The organism is Protofrankia sp. CiP3 (assembly GCF_917627345.1).
Lineage (GTDB): Bacteria > Actinomycetota > Actinomycetes > Frankiales > Frankiaceae > Protofrankia.
Genome location: NZ_CAKJTM010000015.1, coordinates 38,731 through 61,620, shown reverse-complemented (window position 1 = coordinate 61,620; position 22,890 = coordinate 38,731). Strand labels below are relative to the sequence as shown.

At 66.0% G+C, this 22,890-nt stretch carries 17 protein-coding genes and 1 tRNA gene; 6 read left to right on the top strand and 12 right to left on the bottom strand.

The features are described 5' to 3' along the window. Positions 1–140: 140 nt before the first annotated feature. Positions 141–1,355 (bottom strand): acetyl-CoA C-acetyltransferase, encoded by a 1,215-nt coding sequence (locus tag MJ797_RS08405; protein WP_239333438.1) that lies wholly within the window; start codon positions 1,353–1,355, stop codon positions 141–143. 302 nt (positions 1,356–1,657) lie between these two features. Here MJ797_RS08405 and MJ797_RS08400 point away from each other — a divergent pair, with 302 nt between their 5' ends. From MJ797_RS08400 to MJ797_RS08390, 3 genes are all read left to right on the top strand, one after another. After that, entirely contained in the window at positions 1,658–2,812 is a 1,155-nt protein-coding gene (locus tag MJ797_RS08400) for an acyl-CoA dehydrogenase family protein (RefSeq protein ID WP_239333436.1), read from the top strand. 382 nt (positions 2,813–3,194) lie between these two features. Then, entirely contained in the window at positions 3,195–3,944 is a 750-nt protein-coding gene (locus MJ797_RS08395; protein WP_239333434.1) for a metallophosphoesterase, read from the top strand. A gap of 183 nt (positions 3,945–4,127) precedes the next feature. Further along, a complete protein-coding gene (locus tag MJ797_RS08390) occupies positions 4,128–5,153 on the top strand; it encodes a regulatory iron-sulfur-containing complex subunit RicT (RefSeq protein ID WP_239333433.1) in 1,026 nt (341 codons plus the stop codon). Between the two features lie 29 nt (positions 5,154–5,182). On the opposite strand, the gene MJ797_RS08385 is transcribed toward MJ797_RS08390, so the two are convergent. After that, complete coding sequence (locus tag MJ797_RS08385) at positions 5,183–5,908, bottom strand: response regulator transcription factor (protein WP_239333432.1); 726 nt, start codon at positions 5,906–5,908, stop codon at positions 5,183–5,185. 378 nt (positions 5,909–6,286) lie between these two features. Here MJ797_RS08385 and MJ797_RS08380 point away from each other — a divergent pair. Further along, positions 6,287–6,358, top strand: a tRNA-Thr gene (locus MJ797_RS08380). Between the two features lie 150 nt (positions 6,359–6,508). Here MJ797_RS08380 and MJ797_RS08375 read toward each other — a convergent pair. The 10 genes from MJ797_RS08375 to MJ797_RS08330 form a co-directional block, all read right to left on the bottom strand. Beyond that, positions 6,509–7,291 carry a LuxR family transcriptional regulator gene (locus MJ797_RS08375; RefSeq protein WP_239333431.1) on the bottom strand — a complete coding sequence of 261 codons (783 nt, stop codon included), beginning with the start codon at positions 7,289–7,291 and terminating at the stop codon, positions 6,509–6,511. 289 nt (positions 7,292–7,580) lie between these two features. Further along, positions 7,581–9,218 carry an ABC transporter substrate-binding protein gene (locus MJ797_RS08370; protein ID WP_239333430.1) on the bottom strand — a complete coding sequence of 546 codons (1,638 nt, stop codon included), beginning with the start codon at positions 9,216–9,218 and terminating at the stop codon, positions 7,581–7,583. Between the two features lie 255 nt (positions 9,219–9,473). Further along, positions 9,474–10,805, bottom strand: a complete 1,332-nt coding sequence (locus MJ797_RS08365) for an MFS transporter (protein ID WP_239333428.1) — start codon at positions 10,803–10,805, stop codon at positions 9,474–9,476. Beyond that, a complete protein-coding gene (locus MJ797_RS08360; RefSeq protein ID WP_239333426.1) occupies positions 10,802–12,232 on the bottom strand; it encodes a hypothetical protein in 1,431 nt (476 codons plus the stop codon). Before MJ797_RS08360 ends, MJ797_RS08365 begins: the two co-directional genes overlap by 4 nt. A gap of 51 nt (positions 12,233–12,283) precedes the next feature. Continuing rightward, a complete protein-coding gene (locus tag MJ797_RS08355; protein WP_239333424.1) occupies positions 12,284–14,203 on the bottom strand; it encodes a phenylacetate--CoA ligase family protein in 1,920 nt (639 codons plus the stop codon). Beyond that, complete coding sequence (locus tag MJ797_RS08350; protein ID WP_239333422.1) at positions 14,200–15,390, bottom strand: acetyl-CoA carboxylase biotin carboxylase subunit family protein; 1,191 nt, start codon at positions 15,388–15,390, stop codon at positions 14,200–14,202. The genes MJ797_RS08355 and MJ797_RS08350 overlap by 4 nt, the downstream gene beginning before the upstream one ends. Beyond that, on the bottom strand, positions 15,387–16,346 hold the full coding sequence (locus tag MJ797_RS08345) for a 3-oxoacyl-ACP synthase III family protein (protein WP_239333421.1): 960 nt from the start codon (positions 16,344–16,346) through the stop codon (positions 15,387–15,389). The genes MJ797_RS08350 and MJ797_RS08345 overlap by 4 nt, the downstream gene beginning before the upstream one ends. Then, complete coding sequence (locus MJ797_RS08340; protein WP_239333420.1) at positions 16,346–17,188, bottom strand: TauD/TfdA family dioxygenase; 843 nt, start codon at positions 17,186–17,188, stop codon at positions 16,346–16,348. Before MJ797_RS08340 ends, MJ797_RS08345 begins: the two co-directional genes overlap by 1 nt. Before the next feature lie 27 nt (positions 17,189–17,215). After that, positions 17,216–18,502: a 5-aminolevulinate synthase gene (gene hemA / locus MJ797_RS08335; protein WP_239333419.1), complete on the bottom strand. Its 1,287-nt coding sequence runs from the start codon at positions 18,500–18,502 to the stop codon at positions 17,216–17,218. 793 nt (positions 18,503–19,295) lie between these two features. Continuing rightward, positions 19,296–19,868, bottom strand: a complete 573-nt coding sequence (locus MJ797_RS08330) for an inorganic diphosphatase (RefSeq protein ID WP_305039693.1) — start codon at positions 19,866–19,868, stop codon at positions 19,296–19,298. A gap of 206 nt (positions 19,869–20,074) precedes the next feature. Between MJ797_RS08330 and dacB the strand changes: the two genes are divergently transcribed. Together dacB and MJ797_RS08320 are read left to right on the top strand one after the other, a co-directional pair. Next, positions 20,075–21,553 carry a D-alanyl-D-alanine carboxypeptidase/D-alanyl-D-alanine-endopeptidase gene (dacB, locus tag MJ797_RS08325; RefSeq protein ID WP_374581760.1) on the top strand — a complete coding sequence of 493 codons (1,479 nt, stop codon included), beginning with the start codon at positions 20,075–20,077 and terminating at the stop codon, positions 21,551–21,553. A 125-nt stretch (positions 21,554–21,678) separates the two neighbouring features. Further along, positions 21,679–22,875, top strand: a complete 1,197-nt coding sequence (locus MJ797_RS08320) for a zinc-dependent metalloprotease (RefSeq protein ID WP_239333417.1) — start codon at positions 21,679–21,681, stop codon at positions 22,873–22,875. Positions 22,876–22,890 lie beyond the last annotated feature (15 nt).

Genomic DNA, 22,890 nt, shown 5'->3' with positions numbered 1-22,890 from the left:
AATCCACGCCCCTATTGCCGGGCGCTCTAGGGCCGGTCCGATCGATCCACGTGATCAAAGATTGCCTGGACGGGCCCTGGCGCCCGCGTCTCCTGCCCAGATCTCCCGATCGGCCGCATCCGGCAGGGCCGACCGGGACATCACGCGATACGTTCCACCACCGCCGCAATGCCCTGGCCGCCACCGATGCACATCGTCTCCAGGCCATAGCGGACACCGCGCCGGTGCATCTCGTTCAACAAGGTCGTCAGAATCCGTACGCCCGTCGCACCGACCGGATGGCCCAGGGAGATGCCGGACCCGTTCACGTTCAACCGGTCGAAGTCGGCCGGGGCGAACCCCCACTCCCTGGTCACCGCCAGCACCTGGGCGGCAAATGCCTCGTTGCACTCGATCAGGTCGATGTCCGCGAGCTTGAGGCCCGCGCGGTCCAGTGCCCGCGCGGTCGCGGGAACCGGTCCGATTCCCATCGTCCGCGGCGGCACCCCGGCGACCGCCCACGAGACGATCCGCCCGAGGGGACGCAACCCGAACTGCTCGGCCCGCGCGGGATGAGTGACCAGGCAGACGGCGGCGGCGTCGTTCTGCCCGCTGGCGTTGCCCGCCGTGACCGTCGCCTCCGGATCGCTGCGCACCATCACCGGCCGCAGGGCGCCCAGCCGCTCCAGGCTCGAGTCCGCCCGCGGGTGCTCGTCAGTGTCGACGAGCACCGTTCCCTTCTTGCGGCTGGTGACAGCCACCGGCACGATCTCGCTGGCGAAGTGGCCGGCCCGCTGTGCCGCGACCGCCCGCTGGTGTGACCGCAGAGCAAGCTCATCCTGCTCGGTACGGGAAATGCCGTACTCGCGGCGGAGGTTCTCCGCGGTCTCGAGCATCCCTCCCGGTACCGGGTAGTCCTTTCCGCCAGCGGTGACCCGGCCGCGGGCCAGCCGGTCGACAAGATCGATGCTCGGCCTGCGCGTCCCCCACCGGATCCCGGTCGTGTAGAACTCCGCCTGGCTCATGCTCTCGACCCCGCCGGCCAGGACCAGATCGGCCACGCCGGTCTGCACCTGCATGCCGGCGAGCAGGACGGCCTGCAGGCCAGAACCGCACCTGCGGTCGAGCTGCAGGCCCGGGACCTCGATCGGCAGGCCCGCGTCCAGAGCCGCGACGCGTCCGATCGCCGGTGCTTCCCCGTTCGGGTAGCACTGGCCGAACACGACGTCGTCAATCGCGTCCGCCGGCACACCGGTCCGCTCGACGAGCGCACGGATCACGGTAGCGGCGAGCTCGGTGGCGGGGGTATCGGTGAAGACACCGCCGAAACCGCCGACCGGTGTGCGCAGCGGCGAACAGATCACGGCATCAGGCATTCGTCATGCTCCTCACGGTCGCTGGGGGCGTAGCCGGTCCGACGGAGTCCACCCCTACTCGGATCATTGCTGGTCACACGGGCTGGCGCACGTGTTCGCGCAGCATGGTTGACTGATGCAACAGTAGATTCATCGTGTATATCATCAATATGATCGCGGGCATAACACCGCCGGTCCCACCCGGCCTCGCCCCAGTAGCGGTTCAAGCTCCGGCGACGCGGAAGGAGCACGAGCGCGTCGGCGGGGGCCCAGCAGCGATCCCGAACCGAAGTTGAGATCCCGAACCCTGCGGAGGTAACGGCATGGACGCGGCGGACTTCTCCGAGATCCTTACGACCGTGCGGACGTTCATCCATGAACGTGTCATACCGGTCGAAAACGAGATCGACGAGAAGGACGAGGTCCCGCTCGACATTCGGGACGCCACCAAGGAGATGGGCCTGTGGGGCTTTGCCATCCCCGAGGAGTACGGCGGCCTCGGGCTGTCCATGAGCGAAGAGGCACGGCTGGTGTTCGAGCTCGGGTACACTACACCCGCGCTGAGGTCGATGTTCGGCACCAACAACGGCATCGCCGGACATGTGATCATTGAGGGTGGCACGGAGGAACAAAAGCGGCACTGGCTGCCCCTCCTGGCCTCCGGCGAGGTGACCGCGTCCTTCGGGCTCACCGAGGCCGACGCCGGTTCCGACCCGTCCACCCTGACCACCAGCGCCTACCGCGACGGCGACACATGGGTGATCAGTGGCGCGAAACGTTACATCACCAACGCGCCGATCGCCGACGCCATCTTCGTGTTCGCCCGCACGAACCCAGCCGTCCCAGCGACCCGTGGCATCTCCAACTTCATCGTGCCGAAGGGCTCGCCGGGGCTCACGATCGGGCCGCGGGACCACAAGATGGGGCAGGCAGGCGCGTGGAGCTCAGACGTGTACCTCGACGAGGTACGTGTTCCGCACACCCATCTCGTCGGTGGGGACGATGGCGCGGGGTACGGCTTCGCGACCGCCATGCGCTGCCTCGCCCACGGCCGTATCCACATCGCCGCGCTGTGTGTGGGTCTCGCGCAGCGTCTGGTGGATGAGTCGGTGTCCTGGGCGGCGCAGCGGCACCAGAGCGGTCGGCCCATCGGGGACTACCAGCTCATCCAGGGCATGATCGCCGACTCGGTGACGGATCTGTACGCCGGCCGCGCCCTGGTGATCGAGACCGCGCGTGCTTTTGACGCCGGTAGCGACACCAAGGTCGGGCCGTCCGCGACGAAGTACTTCTGCAGCGAGATGGTCGGCCGGGTCGCCGACCGTGCGGTACAGATCCATGGCGGCGCGGGCTACATCCGAGGGGTCCCGGTCGAACGTTTCTACCGGGACGCGAGGCTCTTCCGGATATACGAGGGCACCTCGCAGATCCAGCAGCTGATCATAGCGCGGCACCTGCTGCGCGAGGCAGCCAAGTAAGAGCGCCCGGCAATAGGGGTGTGGATCAAGGAGCGGAGTTGGGGTGCGTGTATCGCGAGGCGGCGGAGGGAGCCACCCTGGTGGTGGGTGGCGACCGACGAGCCGGGGTACCCGTGCATCGCGCAGCGATGGATGGGGAGCGATGTGGCGAGGTGCGTGCCCCAGCCCCGCGACGCCGCGTCCCCTATTGCCGGTCGCTCTAACCAGCGCTACGGCGTGTTTCGGAAGTCGTCGTTCGAGCAGGGAGCCGGACAGATCGCTTTCGAAACACGCCGTAACCGGTCGCAGCCATCCCCGTCGCTGGAGGACGATGGAGAGCCGCCCGTGCGGCTGAGAAGATCGAGCCGCACAACCGTACCCGGCTCCTTCGGAAGGTGGCAGCATGGTCACGATCGCAGCCGTAGGCGACCTGCACATCGAAGCGGGGACCGGACCGAGGTTACGACCGCTGTTCGAACGGGCCGCGGACGAGGCTGATGTACTTCTTCTCGCCGGTGATCTGACTGAATGCGGCGAACTCGCCCAGGCGGACGCCGTGTGCGAGGTGTTCGGCGGCCTCGGCCTGGCTGTGATCGCTGTCCTCGGCAACCACGACCACGAAAACGGCGAGCAGGCTGTCATCGCCGAGATGCTCGCCCGCGCGGGGGTCACCGTCCTTGATGGATCGACGGTGACCGTCACCACCGGCGGGAAGACGATCGGTATCGCCGGCGCCAAAGGATTCGGCGGCGGCTTCGCCGGGCGCAGCGCGGAAAAATTCGGTGAGGACGAGATGAAGGTCTTCGCCCGCCACAGTGAACAGTGCGCGCTGACATTACACGCCGCGCTGGCGGATCTCGATACCAGCTGGGTGGTTGCGCTGACCCACTACGCCCCCGTGCGGGACACGCTGGAGGGTGAGCCCCTCGAGCTGTTCCCCTTCCTGGGCAGTCATCATCTGGCTGCCGCCATCGACTCAGCCACCGTGCCCGTCGCCCTCGCCGTGCACGGGCATGCCCACTACGGCCGCGAGCGGGGAACCACCCCGGGCGGGACACCAGTCCGCAACGTCGCCGCGCCGGTGATCGCGGCTCCCTACGCGCTCTACCAGCTGCCCACCGACTCTGGTGCCGACATCGTCCGGCTGCGCTGAGCTGGCGGAATAACCTGCCGCCGCTGCGGCTGGGCGCCGCTCGGCCGACCTGGGCCGCCCGTACACCGACGTCGTCACACCTGTCCGGCGTAACCTGGCGAACGTGCGGCGTCCCGTCGCGGCGATCCCGCGCGGTCCGGCCGGCAACCATGATTCCAGTCGGTCGAGGGCGGTGCGAGCGGCATGCCGATGATGTGCGCCGTGACTTTTTCTCCGCGTGGACGGCTTTTCTACGCCGACCCCGGACAGTATTCACCGAAGATCGGAGACAAGGTCCTCATCCCGACCGACGCCGGGCCAGAGGTAGCCGAATGCATATGGGCACCGCAGTGGGTCAGCGAGGACATCGGCGGGCTGCCCGTTCTCACGGGGATGGCGCAAGCGGCGGACCTCGAACGGCACGCGGTCTCCCGGCGCCGCCGAGCGGAGGCGCGGGTCGCGGCGAAGCGGCTGATCCGTGAGCACGATCTGCCCATGAAAGTCGTCGGCGTCGACTACATCCAGGCCGACAGCATGTTCACCATCTACTTCAGCGCTGATCATCGAATCGACTTCCGAGCGCTGGTACGCGATCTCGCCCGGACGCTGGCTGCCCGTATCGACCTGCGTCAGCTCTCCGCCCGCGACAGCGCCCGGATCCAGGGTGGCATCGGTTCCTGCGGACGTGATCTGTGTTGCGCCACCTTCCTCACCGACTTCGAACCGGTCACCATACGGATGGCCAAGGACCAGGATCTTCCCCTGAACCCCATGAAGATCAGCGGTGCCTGTGGCCGGCTGATGTGCTGCCTGCGGTACGAGCATCCGCTCTATGAGCAGTTCAAGGCGGAAGCCCCAGCCGTGGGCACCAGGGTGCGGACCCCCGCTGGCGATGGCCGGGTCATTTCCCATGACGTACCGCGTGACCAGGTCACAGTCAAACTGGATGCCGGCGGCGAACGATGCTCCTGCAGCCGGGCGAGTGTCTGCGGTTCACGCAAGGCGTATGAGGCGGCCCACCCCGGACCGGACGGACCGGACGCGACGCAAGCCGAGGCGGCGGCAGCCGAAGCCGGCAGCGGCACCCTGACGGATATCGCCGCGGCACCGCTGACGACGCGGGACCCGACGACAGCGGCGATGGCCGCGGCACCGCACAACGCCCGGACCCGCCGCCGCCTACGCCGGCAGGCAACCCACGGCCAGCCTGACCCCGACGTGCCTTCGTGAAGAAGATCCGCCGGGGCCGAGCTCAGCGCTCAGGGATCGAAGCGGTATCCCATACCGCGGAGGGTTGTGACAAGCCGGCGTTGCGGTGGCCGCCCCTCGACCTTGGTCCGTACCCGGCGAACATGTTCGGTGACGGTGGCCGGATCCTGGAAACGTGTGCCCCAGACCTGCTCCAGCAGCTCCTCACGGCTGAAGACACGACGGGGATGACTGGCCAGGAAGGCCAGCAGCTCGTACTCCCGCGCGGTCAGATCAATACGTTCGCCCGCGACCGCGACTTCGCGTGCGCGCAAGTCGATCGAAACGTCGCCATAAACGAGCGGGTCGTTTCCGTCCCCGGTACGCTGCGGTGGCGGTTCCAGCGGGCGGCGGCGTAGGCGCGCCCTGACCCGTGCGACGAGTTCCCGCAGCGAGTACGGCTTGACCACGTAGTCGTCGGCGCCGAGTTCAAGGCCGACGACACGGTCGACTTCCTCGGCTCTTCCAGTCAACATGATCACAGGCACTTCGCTGGTCTGCCGCAGCCGGCTCAGGACAGCAAATCCGTCCATGCGCGGCATCGCGACGTCGAGCACAACAAGATCAACCTCGGTGGTCTGAAAAAGCTTGAGCGCGGCCTCCCCATCCGCCGCCTCCAGCACTCGATACCCGAACCGTTCAAGGCTTCGGGCAAGCGCAACTCGAGAAGCTTCGTCATCCTCGGCGACGAGCAGGGAAGCCCCCCTCGTTGCGGTTACAGTTGCGTCCCCGGTCATGGCCGAAACCCTACGCACGCTCTCCGGAACCGCTGCGAGCGGGGTGGTGGGCGAGGCCTGTACTCGAGATTCGAACATATTTCTGTAACAGAAAGATTACAAGACGTCAACAAATGGCCACAGGAAACACACCGGATCAGCACTCACATTTGATCTTCCAGGGATCACCACTACCCAACGCGACTACGAAGAGTACTCAAACGTCTGTCACCGGCGGGGGGCGTGGCCCAACAGATGCCGATGCGCGACGCAAGAGGCTCCCGGTGCCCGCGAACAGAGGTAGCTGGCAGCCGCGCCGGCAGCCGGTTCGCCCGCGCCCGCCACCACCCCGGAGGAGCTGACACGGTCTGGCATACTCAGGAGGCGGGCCAGCAACATGCCGGAGTAGCTCAGTGGCAGAGCAATCGCCTCGTAAGCGATAGGTCGCGGGTTCAATCCCCGCCTCCGGCTCAAACCCAGTCCCGCCAGGGGAAACCCTGGTCGGCAGCGATCGCCGCGAGGTAGCTCACCGCTGCCGGACCTGCCAGCTCTTGAAGATCCAAAGGCTCGGGGTGGCGCTTCGGGCTGGCGCCCGGCGCGAGCAGCACCGGTCAACACCGGTCAACACGTACCGCGCTGCAGCAGGAGCAGCAGCGCGGTACGGCTGTTGACGCCAAGCTTGCGGTAGATGTTCTCCAGATGTTTGTTCACCGTGCGCTCCGCGATCTCGAGCGCACGGGCGATCTGCCGGTCGCTCGCACCCTCTGCCAGGGACTCGGCCACCTCGCGCTCCCGCGGAGTCAGGCCCCGCAACTGCCGCGCAGCCCGCGGCAGCGGCTCGGCGCGCTGGCCCGCTGTGTGCGCGGCGGCGAGCAGCGCCTGACGTTCACGGTGCCGTTCCATCGCTTGGCCGACATGGGGAATGATTATTTTGATCATCTCACGGTCGCGGGCCGACACCCCGCGCCGGGAACGATTGAAAATCGCCACCACTCCGCGGGAAACGTCCACACCGATAAAGGCCAGCAACTGGTCCATGATGCCGATCGGGCGGTAGCAGGTGGCGTACAGCGGATTCTGGTGCAGGCTCCGCGCATCCATGAGGTCTGACAGCGACAGCACCGTGCCCTGCCGGATCCGGCCCGCATCGTGCGCCTCGAAGGCGGGGTGGTGGGTGAAGTCCCGCCCGAAGGACGGCACGAGTGACAAATTGTCCTCCGGGCGCTGCACCGCCGCGCCGACCAGGCGCCTCCTGCGGTGATCGATGATGGTCATCGCCGCCGAGCTGCTTCCGATCAGGCGCTGCATCCCCGCCAGCACGGCCGGGCTGGTCGGCCCGTCATCATCCGCGTTGATGGTGTGTATCAGATCGAGTGCCGCTTGATAGTCCCTCGCGCCCAGCATCGCCAGCCGCCCTCCGTGGTGCCCGAGAATTCTCTCGCCGAAGGTGATCGATTCAGCTTGAAAATACCATGGGCACATGGCTGGTGATAATGTCGGGGAACGGTGAGAGCTGTCTGTTTTCAGACAGACCGTTTCCGGGCGGCAAGCCAGGATCTGGCGCGCCTCTCGCAACAAATGATCATCAGCTCCGGACGACGGTGGGCCGATGGCGGCGTACCGGCCCGATACACGGCTTCCCGTGCCGGCTCGGCTGGCCGCCCTCGCCGGGGTACCCACCGATGATGTTCTGTCAGACGACTTCGATTCTGCCGAAATCGACCATACCCAGGTCGTTGACCTCGATGTTCCTGACCTTGTTCGTATAGCCGTAGACATGTCGCAGATACCACAGCGGCACAGTCGGCAGCTCCTTCGCAATGATGTCCTCGGCCTGCTGGTAGAATTTGACCGCCGTATCCGGGCTACCGGCCAGATCGCCCGCGGAAATCAGGCTGTCGACATCCCGGTTGCAGTATCCGTAGAAGTTCGACGGGCTGCTGCAGGTGTAAAGCGGGCTGAGGATGCTCTCCGGCGCTGGGTAGTCGTACGTCCAGGCGCTGCGGAACACACCGAGCCCAAGGGTCCTGGCTTTGAGCTTGGTGAGCAAGTCGCTGTACTTCGCCTCAGCCTTCTCGACGCAGTCGACACCCAGATTCTCCTTGAGCTGGCCGCAGACGGCATCGACCCAGTCCCTGGAACCGCCGTCGACGTTGTAGGTGATCTCCACCGGGCCAGCGAAGCCGCTCTGCCGCAGGAGTTCCCGCGCCTTGGCCGGATTGAACTGACACGCCTCACCGCAGGTGTTCTCACGATAACCCGGAATGCCCGGCTGGAGGAACGAATGTGCCGCCACGCGAGTGCCGTCAAAGACGGTCTCGACGATACTCTCACGGTTGATCGCCATCGAGATGGCCTGGCGCACCGCCGGGTCCGCGTACTTCGGATCGAAACTCGGGAAACCGAGAGAACCGATCCCCGCCCGCGGGCTCAGCTGGAACCGCTCGCCCAGAACCCGCCTGGCCTCGGCCAATTTCCCGAGTGGGAGCACCGGGGCCATATCAACCTTGTCCGCGAGCAGGTCGTCATACTGTGCGTCGAGAGTCGGATAGATCCTGAAAAGGACGCCGTTAACCTTGGGTTTCTCCCCCGGAAAGGCATCATAACGCGCGACTTCGACGGACCTGTCATGCTGCCAGACACCCTTCATCCTGAACGGGCCATCTCCGATGGGTGCCTCTCCGAAGGCCTTGTTGAAGCCACTGCCCTCAAAGGCGGCCGTCGGCAACGGCGCGAAGGCCAGATTGATCAACATTGCTCTGAAGTTGACATACGGAGCGGACAGGGTGACCTGAAACGTGCGGTCGTCGATCTTCTTAAGGCCCTTCAGCCGATCCGTGACCGGCACCGCGCTTTCCGAGCCGGGGTTGACGTCGGCAAAACCATCAATCTTGGCGAACAGGTAACTGGTGTCCTGGGCATTGGGTTTGTACGCCGCCCGGTGCCACGCCTCGATGTAGCTGTCCGCGGTCACCCGCTCCCCGTTGTGGAAGGTGTATCCGTCTTTGATCCTGATGGTCCAGACCCTGTTGTCCCTGGTCGTGACGGACTCGGCGGCGACCTCTTGTAGCCTGCCCTCCTTGTCGGCCTTCACCAACGGGACGAACAGCGCTGAGAGCACGAGTAAGCCCTGCGTCTCCCCGGTGTCCGAAGGCACCAGGCCGTGCTTCGGCTCACCGATACCGATACTGACCACCCGGTTGATGCTGGCGGTGGTATTCTTGCCGCGATCGCCATCCTTGTCGGTACTCCTGCCAGCACCGCAGCCCACCAGCCCGACAGCGAGCGCGAGTGAGATGGCGGCGGCCAGGGCCGGTCCGCGAACCTGCATGGTTCCTCCTTAGTTTCCGCTGGAGTTCCTCAGAGCGCGTTTGAGATCGTCATTCCGGCTCACCGCGTCCAGGCGCCCCCTGGCCGCGTTGTCGGCCACACCGATACAACTCATCCGGTATCGCTTCGGCCTTCCGCCTTGCCAGGGGGCACCTGGACGCGGCTCACTGATCGAAAGCCCGATCTCAAACACGCTCTCAAGCCGCCGACGGCTTCGGCGGCCCGGCCGGGAATCTCCCCACCGATATCCGGACGATCATTTTTTCGAAGTCGTCTCCCCGGCGGCCGCCGGGGCTTTCTGGTGGTCACCGTTCGTTGCCGGCCACCGCAGCAGGGTCGGTATCGTGAATATGACCACCACAAGATTGATCACGCCACCAATGACCCAGGGCGCGGACAGCCCGAAACCGTCCGCGGCGAAACCACCGGCGAGAGCGCCCAGGGGAAGCGCGCCGAAACAAATCATCCGGCTGGCCGAGTTCACCCGGCCTCTCAGATCAGCGGGAATCAGCCGCTGGCTGAGCGACTGGGCCATCACGTTCCACAGCGCAAGGCCGGTCGACCACACGCAGAAAATTGCCGCGACCACGACCGGCTGCCTGCCGAAACAGCCGATGGCCAGCAGGCTCAGGGCGCTGGCCATCGACACGGTGACGGCGACCGCGCGGGCACCGAATCCGTTCACGATCCGGCGGCTGAACAGACCGCCGACAACGCCTCCGACGGCCATCGCGGCAACCAGGAGCCCGTAACCGCTGTCCCCTATGTTGAGCACGTCCTTGGCGAAGAGCACCAGAACGGACTGCCCCATGAGGACACAGAAATTGCTGACGGCGGCCAGCAGCACGACGATTCGAAGCACCGGGTGGCGCCCCAGCCACCGCAGGCCCGCGGTAAGCTCGGCCAGCAGGCCACGCCGCTCAGGTGTTTCGGGCCGCTCCCCGGCCGCGAGAGCTGGCGCCGGCTGGGGCGTACGATAGCGGATTCGGGCGATCAGCGCGATCGAGCCGAGATAGGTCACGGCGTTCAGCCAGAACGGCAATGGCAGGAAAAAGACAAACAACGCGGAGCCCAGGGGTGGTCCGAGGAAGTTCCGCCCCAGCGTCTCGGCCGTCATGTTCCGGCCGTTAGCGGCTTCCAGGTCCTTGTTCCGCACGATATCCGGGATGAGCGCGCGGCTGGCGCCCATGAAGATGATGTCGCCGGAGCCCAGCCCGAAAGCGAGGGCATAGAGCATCCACATGCGCGTGACGTCGAGCGTCGTGGCTGTCGCCAGAAGGACGAGCAGCAGCAGCTGCGCGGATTGGGCGCCGATCATCAACCACCGCCGGTTGGACCTGTCCACGATCAGGCCGCCGGGCAGCGCGAGCAACAGCCAGGGCAGTTCCCACGCCAGCAGAACCCAGGAAATCAGCTTCGGGTCGCTGGTGAGCCTGCTTGCCGTCAACGGCAAAGCACTGACCAGGACACCCTCGCCGAGGGTCTGCATCGCGTAGGCCGACGACAGCAGTCCGAAGTCGTGTCCGAGCTCCCGGCGCCGCACACCCGTGCCGTTCTTTGTCCTGCTCCCCGTGCTGGTGTCGGTCACCACGAGCTCGCCCTGGCCGCGCCGCGGCTGCCGGCATCCGATCCGCCAGCATCCGATCCGTCCGGGTACAGGAAGATGCCCGCACGGCTGGACTCGAAGATGCTGCTCCCTGGCGGCCTCCCGGCCGGTGCCACGTCGCTGATCGTGGCCTTCCCGAAGGGCAGAAACCGGCAGCCGCCACCGGCATATCCGCCGTCTGGTGTGTAGTACAGCCCCCAGCAGGCCTCCCAGGATTCGACCTGCCCGGTCGCGGGATTGACCACGGGCTCTCGGCGCGGAAGCACCCTCTCCTGCAGGACCGCGCCGGCCGCCGCCCCGGCCTGCACCACTTGCCACCACTCGTCGTCGTCCACCTCCCAGCCGGCCGTGATCCCACGCCCGCCGTAGAGCCCGTTCGGCTTGAGGATCAGGTTTTCCCGGCTGTCACGGCAGCGCTCCACCAGTTCGCGGTCCTCCAGTGCCGCCTCGCCGAGCAAGGAGCGTGTCCACGGCAGGAGACGATCGATCAGCTGCCGCTCGTCGTCGCGGAGCCACGTCCGCAGCCGGGGGTCGGACAGGAAGGCCATGCAGCTCTTGTTCCGGAAAGCCTCGGTCTCCAACGACGTCCAGAACACCACCCGCCCCTCGGCGTGCGCCGTCATGACCTGCTCGGTGATCTCAACGGCCGCCGGGTCATCAACGATATGATCAGCTACGAAGAGCCGGTAGAGCAGATCGACCGGGATGTCGCCGAACAGCACCCGGCCGTTGCGCAGCCGCAGATCGGTGATCCCGCAGAAATGGGTCTCGAGGCCGGCGTCCCGCAGGAGCGTCTGGAAGGGCTGCCAAGGGCCTGGCCCGACGGCGAGGTCCCCCGGTTCCCCCACCATGGCCACGACTGGATCTCGGCCGCCCGTGACGGTGGAGCCCGCCTGGCGCAGCAGTTCGGCGACCAGGCCGCCGGTGTCGATATAGGTGAGCTCATGCTGTTCGGCGAACGAGCGGAACGCGGCGATGTCGAGCAGGGCACGCGGAACCGCGCCGACCCAGTCCTGCCCGCCGCAGTCACTACCCACGTTGAATTCAAGGATCTTGAGACTGGCACCGTCGTGGTAGGCGTCGATACGGCCAAAGCGGGGTGGTTTCACCACACCGATCCGGCGCATGAGCCTGGCCCGCGCGGGGCTGAGCCGCAGCGCGTCATGAAACCGGTCGAAATCGCCGTGGAAAAGACGTTCCGGCAACGAGAAGATCAGGTCGGCGGCACGATTGGTGTCGTCGATGAACCTGTCCATCTCCGTTTTCCCGACGAACATCGGCCGCGCCAGGTAGTCGTAGCCGAGGGCGGCCAGGTTCGAGAACCGCGCCCCGTTGAGATCAATACTCAGCAGCGTGGAGCCCACGCCGGCCAGCTCGTTGTTGAACAACTCCGTCACACGATCAGCCATGCGTACGGCTCTCTTTCATGATTAGCCGGAACTGGGCTCGTCGGGTGCTGGTCACCGCAGCCGCCGGTCGATGACAGTCTTGATTTTCCCGCTCACGGCGTCACGGGGCAGCCGGCCCTCAGGAAGGCATTCCACGACGAGTTCGAACATGTCGAGATCGGCATCGACGTCATGACGTTCAGCAAGTGCCGGAAATTTCTCGGCAAGAAAGTCCTTTATTTCCCGGGCAGCCAACGCCGTCGGCGACTCGGTACGGACGATCACGGTCTCTTTACCCGCCAGAGAGGTGATCTCCAGCTGGAGCCGCGACACGCCGAAAACGTCGAGCGCGGTGAGCACGTCGCTGTACAGCACCCGCCTGGCCATCATCTCGATCTGCCCGTCGGAGCGGCCGGTGTACTCGAGTACCTGGCCCGACACGCCACAGCCGCAGTCGTGCTGGAAAATCCGGCCGCAGTCGCCGATCCGGTAGCGGATCAGCGGGCCTTCGAACTTCTGCATACTGGTGATCAGGAGGTCACCGTATTCGCCCACCGGTACCGGGTTACCATCCTGATCAACTACTTCGATGAAATTGTAGTCCGCGCAGATATGGTGCAGCGTCCCGCTCAGCTCACCGCACTGGTAGCCCAGCTGGGCGCCATCGTTGGCCGCAAGGATACTGGAGATAACATGGGTGCCCAGTTGCTCCCGAAGCCAGGCCCGATCGGACTGGGCCATGGGTGTGCCACCGTAGATCACTTTTTCGATCTTGAGATCCGGCTGGCAGGCCTTGGCGTCCCGCAGCAGCGGAAGGAGCATCGCGGGCTGCGCGAGAACGGCATTGGCCTGGAAACTCGCGCACAGCATCAGAATGTCGTCAACGGATGCCAGCTGAGCCGTCGTGTAGCACTCCAGCGGCATGCGCGACAGCTCCGCAACCGTGGTGGTCATACCACCGTACAGCTTTCCGCCGTACAGCATGTTGATCAATCGGTCGCCTTTGTCCAGGCCGAGCTCGTAGAAGAGCGGAATCGCTTCCCGCACCATGTTGTGCCAGTCGGTACGGGAATAGACGACGTAACGTGGCGCCCCGCTCGAGCCGCCGCTGCGCAGGACCTCCCCCGTGGGTGGCGCGCCGCTGCACAGCGCACGGCTGAAGGGCAGCGAATATTGTTCCAGATCAGCCTTATCCATAATCGGCAACAGCGGCAGATCCTCGAGGCCCCGGACCGGGGGAAGATCGCGGTAGTAGGGCGTCCGCCGCGCCCGCTGAACGAGGTAGCGCAGCTTGGCACCGAGCCGGCCGGTCTCCTCGTCGGTGTCGCGGCTGCGTGCCGCGGACAGGCGGGTACCCATCAGGTAGTCGCGGTGAAACAGTCGGTGGACCCATGCGGCTCGGCAGTCGAGCGTGAAGATGGCCCCGGTGGCAGCTGCGCGGTCCCCGGCCAGCTCCGGGTCCAGCCGGACGCGTACGGCGTTCGTGTCCGGGCCCGCGGCGGCAGCCGCGGTGGTGTTCGGCGGGACGGTCACCACGGCAGGCACCTCGACGAGGTGACCGTCAGGGACGTGCGCGTGCGCGTCAACAGCCCGACCAGCAGGCAACGGCAATCCCTGCTGCCGCAGGAGATCCATGAGTTCATGCCAGAACGGCTGGCGGTGGGTGCGGATAACGATCTCGTTGCCGGTCGCCCATCCAAGGAGCAGGCCGCGCAGCGTGTCGCGCGCGTCGCGATCATCCAGAACCAGTGTGCCGATCGGCGAGAACTCGTAGACGTCGTTGGTGTCGATCAACGGCTGCCACGGGTACTGGCTCAGGCCGCCGAAAAGCTCGTCGAGTCCTTCGGCCAGCCCCGCGCTGTCGAACAAGCCACGCAGACCGGGTAAACCCGCGTCCGCCAGCAACCGGGCCGCGCGTGAGCCAGGTTCGGCCGAAATTTCCCGTTCGACCAGCTCGACAGCCAGAATGAGGTCGGTGGGGTAGTACCTCATGACAGCTTCACCTTTGTCCCGACCGTGATGGAGCAGGCACATTCGCGCAGGAAATCCGCAAGCACGCCGGGGTCACGGTGCGACGCCTCGATGAACAGCGGCACCAGCCATTCCTGGTAGGTCACGCGGTCGGGAAGAGGGTCCGCAGGCCCGAGCATGTGCAGCCGGTCCACACAGGGATGTTCCCGCAGGTGTGCTGGGATCACGGGAGACACCATGGAGCCAGCGGGCAGGTGATGGCCGGGAAACACCAGCCAGGCGTGATATTTGCCGCTCGGCGGGTCGGGCGCCGGCAACGTCGTGCCCATACGGATCGCAATCTCGTACGATGGCAGATGTATACCCGTGTGACGTAGGTAAGCGTCCACGACGCCGGCCCCGCCGACCCGGTTGGCAATCTCAAGGAAGACGGGCTCCCCCAACGGCGTCCGGAAGAACTCAAGATGAATGCAGCCCGCCTGGACGTCAAGCGCCGCCAGCACGCTCAGCACGAACTCACGGTACTGTTCACCGGCCGGGACGTGAAAAGCCCCGAGCGGTTTCCCATCGATAAAGTCAAGAGGCGTGTTGATGTACTTACTGACGGCGAAACTGATTAATTTTCCGCCGTCTACCAGACCGTCGGCGAACAGAATGTCGCCTTCGATGTACTCCTCGAGCTGGAAGTCGTCACAGTTGGCCAGCTCGCGGTAGGCGGCGACGGCCTCCGCAGCTGTGGCGTGGATGCGCACGCCTTCACTGGACGCGCCCTGGCGAGGTTTGAGCACGGTCCTCCCCGACCAGGGCAGCGTACCGTCCGGCGACGGAGCCGCCGCGAAACGCGGATGCCGCACACCCGCTCCGGCCACCGCCTCCTTCATTCTTACCTTGTCGCGTACCAGTTCCAGCTGTTCCTTTGACGGACCGTCCAGGCCCAGCTGCCGACGCACGTGGCACGCCTCCAGTATCCCGAACTCCGACAGTGCCAGGACATGCTCGAAACCGTCCGCGCGAGAGACCCGGGAGACGATTCCCAGGACGAGATCATCATCGGTGGCAAGTTCGATGCGAGCGCACCGGAGATCCGCGGGCAGATCCGCCATCCGCTGCGGATATCCGATATAGGTCACGTCATGACGGTCATGATCTATTCCATGACAATAATCGATCTTCCGGTAGGGAACCTGGTGGATAATCAGCACCTTCATCCGAGATACTCCAATGCTGTGATACCCCAGCTGAAACCCATGGCGCTCGTTGCCAGCAGGATCAGGTCACCTCCTCGCAGCGCACCGGCCAGCTGAAGGTCACGCAGGGCTATCAGGGTGTCCGCGCCGCCCATGTGCCCCAGCCGGTCGTAGTTGAACGCGCTCCTGGATTCCGGTATGCCGACAGCCCGCAGCAACTGTTCGTGCATTCTCCGGTCGCCGTGATTGATGAGGAAGTGGGCGACGTCGTTCTTCCGCAGGTGGATCGCATCCAGTGTCTCGTCTATCAACGACGTGAAGTTCTCCACGTAGGCTGCCGCGAGGCCCGGACGGTATTCGCTCCGGCGAATGGTCAGGCGATCCCGCTGGTATTCAGCGAAATAGTAGTCAGACCAGCCCGGATCGGTACGCATCGCCGAGTGGCGCACTTCGAACAGAAACCCGTCACCGGACAGCAGCACCGCGGCCGCGGCGTCACCGAAGTTGAACAGCTCCTTCGAACTCATGTCGCCGTAGTCGACCATCCTGCTCAACCGGTCGCCGATGAGAACCAGACTGCGCCCGGAGCCCCGCGTCGCGATCTTGTCGAGAGCGATCTGGATCGCGGTCATCCCGGCGTTGCAGAAGTTCGCCACCTCAAAGCAGTGCGCCCGGTCGATCCCGAGCACACTGGCGACTTTGGCCGCTGGGGACCAGAACGAGACGTCCCACTCGCCGGAACCGGCAAAGATCACTTGTCGGATCTCCGCCAGCGGGGCCGGCGTGCGATGCATCACCGCCCTGGCCGCCTCGACCGCGAGCTGCCACGCCTGCTCGTTGTTCCCAAGCGTAGGAATCTCTTCGCAGTGCGTAATCTCCCGAATATCGGCAACACTGACCCCAGACGCCGCGGACATGTCGTGCACACTCATCCGAGACCGCGCCAGCCGGATCTCGAAGTCGACGATGCCACCCATCAATCTGCTGATTCGATACTGATCCGGTGCACCGTCCGAGCCACGCCTGGCTCGACCTCGGTCGCCGCGTGGTACGTCGTCGCGGTCTTCCAGATAACGAGATCGTTCCGCGTCCAGCGGTGGGTGTAGACGTACTCCTCATCCCGCAGCAACGAGTTGATCACTGCGAAGAACGCCTCGTTCTCGTTGGCGTCGAAACCGATGACCGAATCCAGGTACTCCGGCGAACCGTAGAGGTACCTGCGCTTGGTGAACGGGTCCACTTTCACCAGTGGGTGCTCCACTTTCGGGTGCTCGATGTCGGCGAGCGCCCGGAACTCGGCGACGGACAGACCGACGTGCTCCGGTCGGATCCGCAGACGTTTGGCGACCGAGGCCAGCCCGCTACGTCCTTCGATTTTCTCCTGCCACTCCCGCGGCATGCGGTCGTAGACATCCGCCGCGTTGGCAAGCAGGGTGTGGCCGCTGGTCGACGGGACAGTCACACCATGCAGCATCGTGTACGGCGCTGGGTTCGCGATGAAAGACGAGTCCTGGTGCCAGAAATTGCCCACCCGGGCCACCCCGACCGGTTTGTTGTTCTTGACCTCGTTCGAGGAAATCATGATTTCAATGAACTCCGGGTGCCGGTATTTCTCGATGACGAAGGGCACCGGTCTGCCGAGGCACGAAGCCAGGTTTATCTGCTGCCGCGGCGTCAGCTCCAGGCCTCTGACCACAACAAGCTCACGCTCCCGCAGCACCCTGACAAGCTCGGCGAACACATCCGGTTGGCTGAGCTCCGCATAGGTGGTGTCGGCGAGTTCGGCGCCGATGAACGGTGTGATGTCGCTGATCCGCATGATTCCTCCTCCGCTGGCTGCTAGCTGCTAGCTGTCAGCCAGGGTATGTTGCAACGCGGTGACAAAATGATTGATCTGCTCCGCCGTCCGATATGGAGCGACCGTGACCCGGAAACGCTCCGCCCCCCTGGGAACAGAGGGGAAGTTCACCGGGGTGAGGTAGATTCCGTGGTCATCGAGCAGCCGTTGCGATACCCGCCGCACGCGTTCTTCCCCACGCACCATGACCGGTACAAGATGACTGTCCGCGTCGATGAACTCGATACCCGCAACACGCAGTGCGTTCTTCAGGTACCGCACATTATCCAGCAGGCTTTTTCTGAGATCAGCCCCTTGCTGGATGAGTTCCAGGCCTTTGAGCGTCGCGTCCAGAATCGCCTGGGGCAATGCGGTGGTGAAGATGAGCCCCGGCGCGTGGGAGCGGACATAGTCGAGTGCGCTGTCCGGTCCGGCGACGTACCCACCGACGGTGCCGATCGCCTTACCGAACACACCCTGGATGAATGTCGGCCGGCGCTCGCCCAGCTCCTGGCACAGACCAGCGCCGGTGTCTCCCTTGATCCCGATCGCGTGGGTCTCGTCCAGAAACGTAATCGCACCGTACCGCTCCGCAAGATCGCAGATCGCGGAGACGGGCGAGAGGTCACCGTCCATGGAGTACACGGACTCGAAAACAATCAACTTGGGATGATCGCGGCCGTATCCGGCGAGCATCTTCTCGAGCGCGTCGAGATCGTTGTGCGGGAAGACGTGCTTCCGCGCGCCGGAGCGGCTGATCCCCTCGATCAACGAACGGTGGTTGTTCGCGTCGGAGAAGACAACAATGCCCGGCACCGCGGCAATCAGCGTGCTCAGCGTCTCGAAATTCGCCACGTAGCCGCTCGAGAAGATCAGCGCACGCTCTTTGCCATGCCAGGCGGCGAGCCTGCTTTCCAGCTCGACGTGCGCCGCACTGCTGCCCGCGATGTTTCTCGACCCGCCGCTGCCGGTGCCGTGCTCCCGGGTGGAGGCAACCTGCGCCTGCACGACCGCAGGATGCTGACTCAGGCCCAGATAGTCGTTACTGCACCAGATCTGCACCTTCCGCCCACCGTGCATCGCATATCCGCGCTCGGCAGTAATATGCGAACAGGGAACGAAGTCGCGGTATAGACCGCTCCGCCGCAGCTCATCGAGATTCCCGCGAAAGAAATCCCATAGCGCGTCTGTCTGATTGCTGTTGACCTGCGCCCCGAAATCACCCCCGCCCTCCGGTCGGCTGGTGGGAATGGGGACCCTGGGCGCGGGTACGAGCGGTACTGGCGCGATAGGCATGGCGGCCCCTTTCAGACTGGCCCGGATGATTAGCTGCGATGTTCCCCACCGCTTACCAGCCGGGCCGGAAGACGTTGGGATACAGAACACCAACAACGGGCCGGTGGTGCCATACGCAGTTGTGCGTATCCCCGTCGTATCGTTCCCGGCCGCCGGCCGCTGGCCGGCGAGGCACATGTTTTCCCGGGACGCCTTCCTTCGCAGGTCAACGGCACCCGCAGCGTCGACAGAGGAGCTGCCTTGCCGCCTTGCCGGTATTCCGCGCGACGCGGCTGTCTGGTGCCCGACATACCCACGCCGGGACAAGACGGCGACCAGCCCTCGCCGTGGGAGGATGTTTGGGGACGAGAATTCCCGGGACGGCTCGCGGCGGGAAGCGCGGGAACGAGCGCGCCCAGCGTGAGAGCGTGTTTGAGATCGGGCTTTCGATCAGTGAGCCGCGTCCAGGCGCCCCCTGGCAAGGCGGAAGGCCGAAGCGATACCGGATGAGTTGTATCGGTGTGGCCGACAACGCGGCCAGGGGCCGCCTGGACGCGGCGAGCCGGAATGACGATCTCAAACGCGCTCTGCGCCCGCTCACTCACAGAACAGGTGGGACGACGTCGGCCGCCTAGGGCCCCAGCGTGCCGGTCGGGCCACTACGGAAAAACCTCTGATTACGGAGAGCTACTTATCATTTTGTGATCTTCTAATAGCCGCTGATCACGGTCGTGGCGATCAACCATCAAAGATCGCCCACCACGACCGCACTCAACGGCTGCCACGGCTGCGTCCTGATCGCGTCAGGCGCGCATCACGCGGACTTCACCTCCCGCACGGAGTCATCGTCAGCCGCAACATCGGGCCTGAAGTCACCGTCATGCGGCTCCACAAAGGCGCCGGACTCCTTCTCGCGCAGGATCGAGGCAAGAATCTCCCGTTCCGCTTCGGTCCGGCCGACCCAGGACGCGCCCTCGACCGACTTGCCTGGCTCCAGGTCCTTGTAGACCTCGAAGAAGTGCTGGATCTCCAGCCGGTCGAACTCGGGAAGGTGCCTGATGTCACGCAGGTGCTCCTGCCGGACGTCCGCGACCGGCACGCACAGCACCTTGTCGTCCGGGCCCTTCTCGTCGCTCATCTGGAACATGCCGATCGTGCGGCAGCGCACCAGGCAGCCCGGGAAGGTCGGCTCCTCCAGCAGGACGAGCGCGTCCAGAGGATCACCATCCCGGCCCAGCGTACCCTCGATGAACCCGTAGTCCGAGGGATAATGAGTGGACGTGAACAGCATCCGGTCTAGCCGGATACGTCCGGTATGATGATCCATCTCGTACTTGTTGCGTTGCCCCTTCGGGATCTCGATGGTCACATCGAACTCGAGGTCCACACCGTCCCCTGTCATGTCGATGGGCGCGTCCCGTCCGGAGCGCCCGCGTGTTCTGTACTTGTTACCAGTGTCGGCACTCATGACCGTCGCCCAGGACGGCGTTAAGAGGATCATGTATGATCGCGCGTCCACGGATGGGGCTGCCCATCGGTGGAGTTCCCGGCGCCGACCGGCCATGGGGTCTGTTCGGGATATTCCCCACGCCGATGGCGCGACTCGGATTCACCCGACGTAGTCTCGCGCACGTGACCCCTGCGACGCCGGGCCGGGTCAGCGGGCTCACCGCCATCGCCGGGGCGCTGCTTGCCGGCCAGCTGTCCGTCGCCCCGGTACAGCAACCGGGCGTTACCACCACCGCCTCCCGACCAGCGGCGGTTCCCCTCGCCTCGCTCGACCCGGCGGCCCGGACCGCCGATCCGGCCGCGCTGGACGCCCGGCTTGCCGGCCCGCTGGCGAATCCCGCGCTGGGCAACCCGGCGGGGCTCGTGGTAGATGCGCTGACCGGGGCCGTACTGCTGGACCGCCGTTCCGACGTGCCGACGGCGCCGGCGTCCACCCTGAAAACCGTGGTGGCCGCGGCAGCGCTGACCACCTTCGGCCCGCGGGAGACGCTTACGACCCGGGTCTTCTACAGCCCGCCCGCCGCCGCGGCCAGTACTGCGGCCGGTGCTGCGGCCAGTACTGCCACCAGCGCGGCCAGCGGCGGGACGCTGTGGCTGGTCGGCGGGGGCGATCCGACGCTCACCGCCGCGACCGGGCCGGCGGGCTACCCCGCCTTCGCCCGCCTGGCGGACCTGGCCACGCAGGTACGTAACACCGGCATCACCCAGGTCGACCACCTTGTCGCCGACCAGGCCCTGTTCACCGGACCGCCCACCGGCGAGGGATGGCGCGACAGCTATGTCACCGATGGCAACGTCACGCCGGTCTCCGCGCTCGAAGTGGACGGCGGCCGCGCCGCCGCGGGCGCGACCGGCCCGCGCACGACCACTCCGGCCATGGCCGCGGCAAACGCCTTCGCGGCGGCGCTACGGCGCTACGGGGTGCAGGTCAACTCGACCGAGATCGGCGTCCTGCCCGCTGCCGGCGCCATCGACGCGGCCAGCGCCGGCCAGGTCAGCGCACGGCAGATTGCCACGGTCCACAGTCCGCCGATCCCGTTGCTGGTCGAGCGCATGCTCACCTACTCCGACAACGACCTCGCCGAAAGCCTGGGACGGCTGGTGGCCCACGCCCGTGGCCTGCCGGCTTCGTTCGCCGGCGCGGTCAGCGCGGTACTCGACGTCCTGCGCGAACTGGGCGTGCCGACGGCCGGGACCTACCTGGCGGACACGAGCGGGCTGTCAACGGCCAACCGGATCCCCCCGGCGACGCTGGTGGCGCTGTTGCGGACAGCCGTCCTACCCGGGCATCCAGCGCTGCGGACCCTGCTCACCGGACTCCCGGTGGCCGGTTTCTCCGGGACGCTCAACGACCGCTACGACTCGGCCGACGCCCGCGCCGGCGCCGGCGCCGTACGGGCGAAGACGGGCAGCCTACGGATCGTGACAAGCCTCACCGGCCAGGTCGTGGACGTCAACGGCCGGCTCCTGCTGTTCGGTTTCTTCGCCCCGGTCGAGGAGGCCGGAGCCACCCGCGACGCCCTCGACCGGGTGGCTGTCGCGCTCGCGTCATGCGGATGCTGAGGCGGACGCGCACGCCGCGGCGGAGGCGGGGATGGCCGCTCGCGGCCGGCCACGGCACACGATGACAGGCACGCGCCGGCGACAATGCCTGTCATCGGTGGGGGAGGGGACATAGGCTGGCGGATGTGGACGCCGAGCTAGTCGACTGGGATCTCGCGGTAGCGACAGCGCGCCGGCTTGTCCGGCCCGGCCCGCCCCTGGCCCGCTCCGAAGCGGACACGGTGGTTGCGGAGCTGCGACGGCTGGCTGTCGAGGCGGAAGACCATGTCCAGGCATACACCCGGCTGGAACCGGCCGGTCCGGCCACCCCGATCGCCGTGGTGGACCGGCCGGAATGGGTCCGGTCGAATGTCGCGGGCCTGCGGGTGGTGAGCGTCCCGCTGCTCGACAAGCTTGCCGACCGCGACCGGAACAAGCTGTCCACCGCCGTCGGGCGCAGGGTCACCGGGGTTCAGCTCGGCACCGCGCTGGCCTACCTCGCCGGTAAGGTTCTTGGGCAGTATGAGGTCTTTCTCCCTCCCGGCGAGAATGACGCGGCCGGGGGAGCCGACGCGGCCGGAAGCGCGGTCACGGTCCCGGCGGCGGGCCCGGCACCCGAGCGGCATCCCGCCCGGGATGACTCCGCCACAGCCCCATCGCTCCTCCCCGCGGTGGGACGTCTGAGTCTGGTCGCGCCGAACATCGCCCATGCCGAGCAGGCGCTGGCGGTCAACCCACGCGACTTCCGGCTGTGGGTCTGTCTGCACGAACAGACCCATCGCATCCAGTTCACCGCGGTCCCCTGGCTACGGGAGCATCTGGAGAACGAGATCGCCTCCTTCATCGAGGCGACCGATATCGACCCGGAGGTCCTCGCTGAACGGGTGCGCTCAGCCGTCTCCGCGCTGCGTGGCGCTGTCCTCGACCGTGGGCCGAACGCGCCAAGCATCGTCGAAGCGCTCCAGACCCCCGCCCAACGACAGGTCCTGGATCGCCTGCAGGCGCTGATGACCCTGTTGGAGGGACACGCCGACCAGGTCATGGACGCGGTCGGCCCCAAGGTCGTACCGACCGTGGCCGAAATCCGGTCCCGCTTCGACAACCGCCGCGGTGGCGGCTCACCGATCGACCGCTTTGTCCGGCGCCTCCTCGGGCTGGATCTCAAGCTCCTGCAGTACCGGCAGGGTGGCGCCTTTGTCCGGGCTGTCGTCGCCGAGGCGGGGGTGGCCGCGTTCAACCTGGTCTGGCAATCTCCCGAGACGTTGCCGACCCGCTCGGAGCTGGTCGATCCAGGCGCGTGGATGCAACGTGTCCTGGGCTCGCGCCCGTCCATATCGGCATAAGGTGCGCCTTTTCCA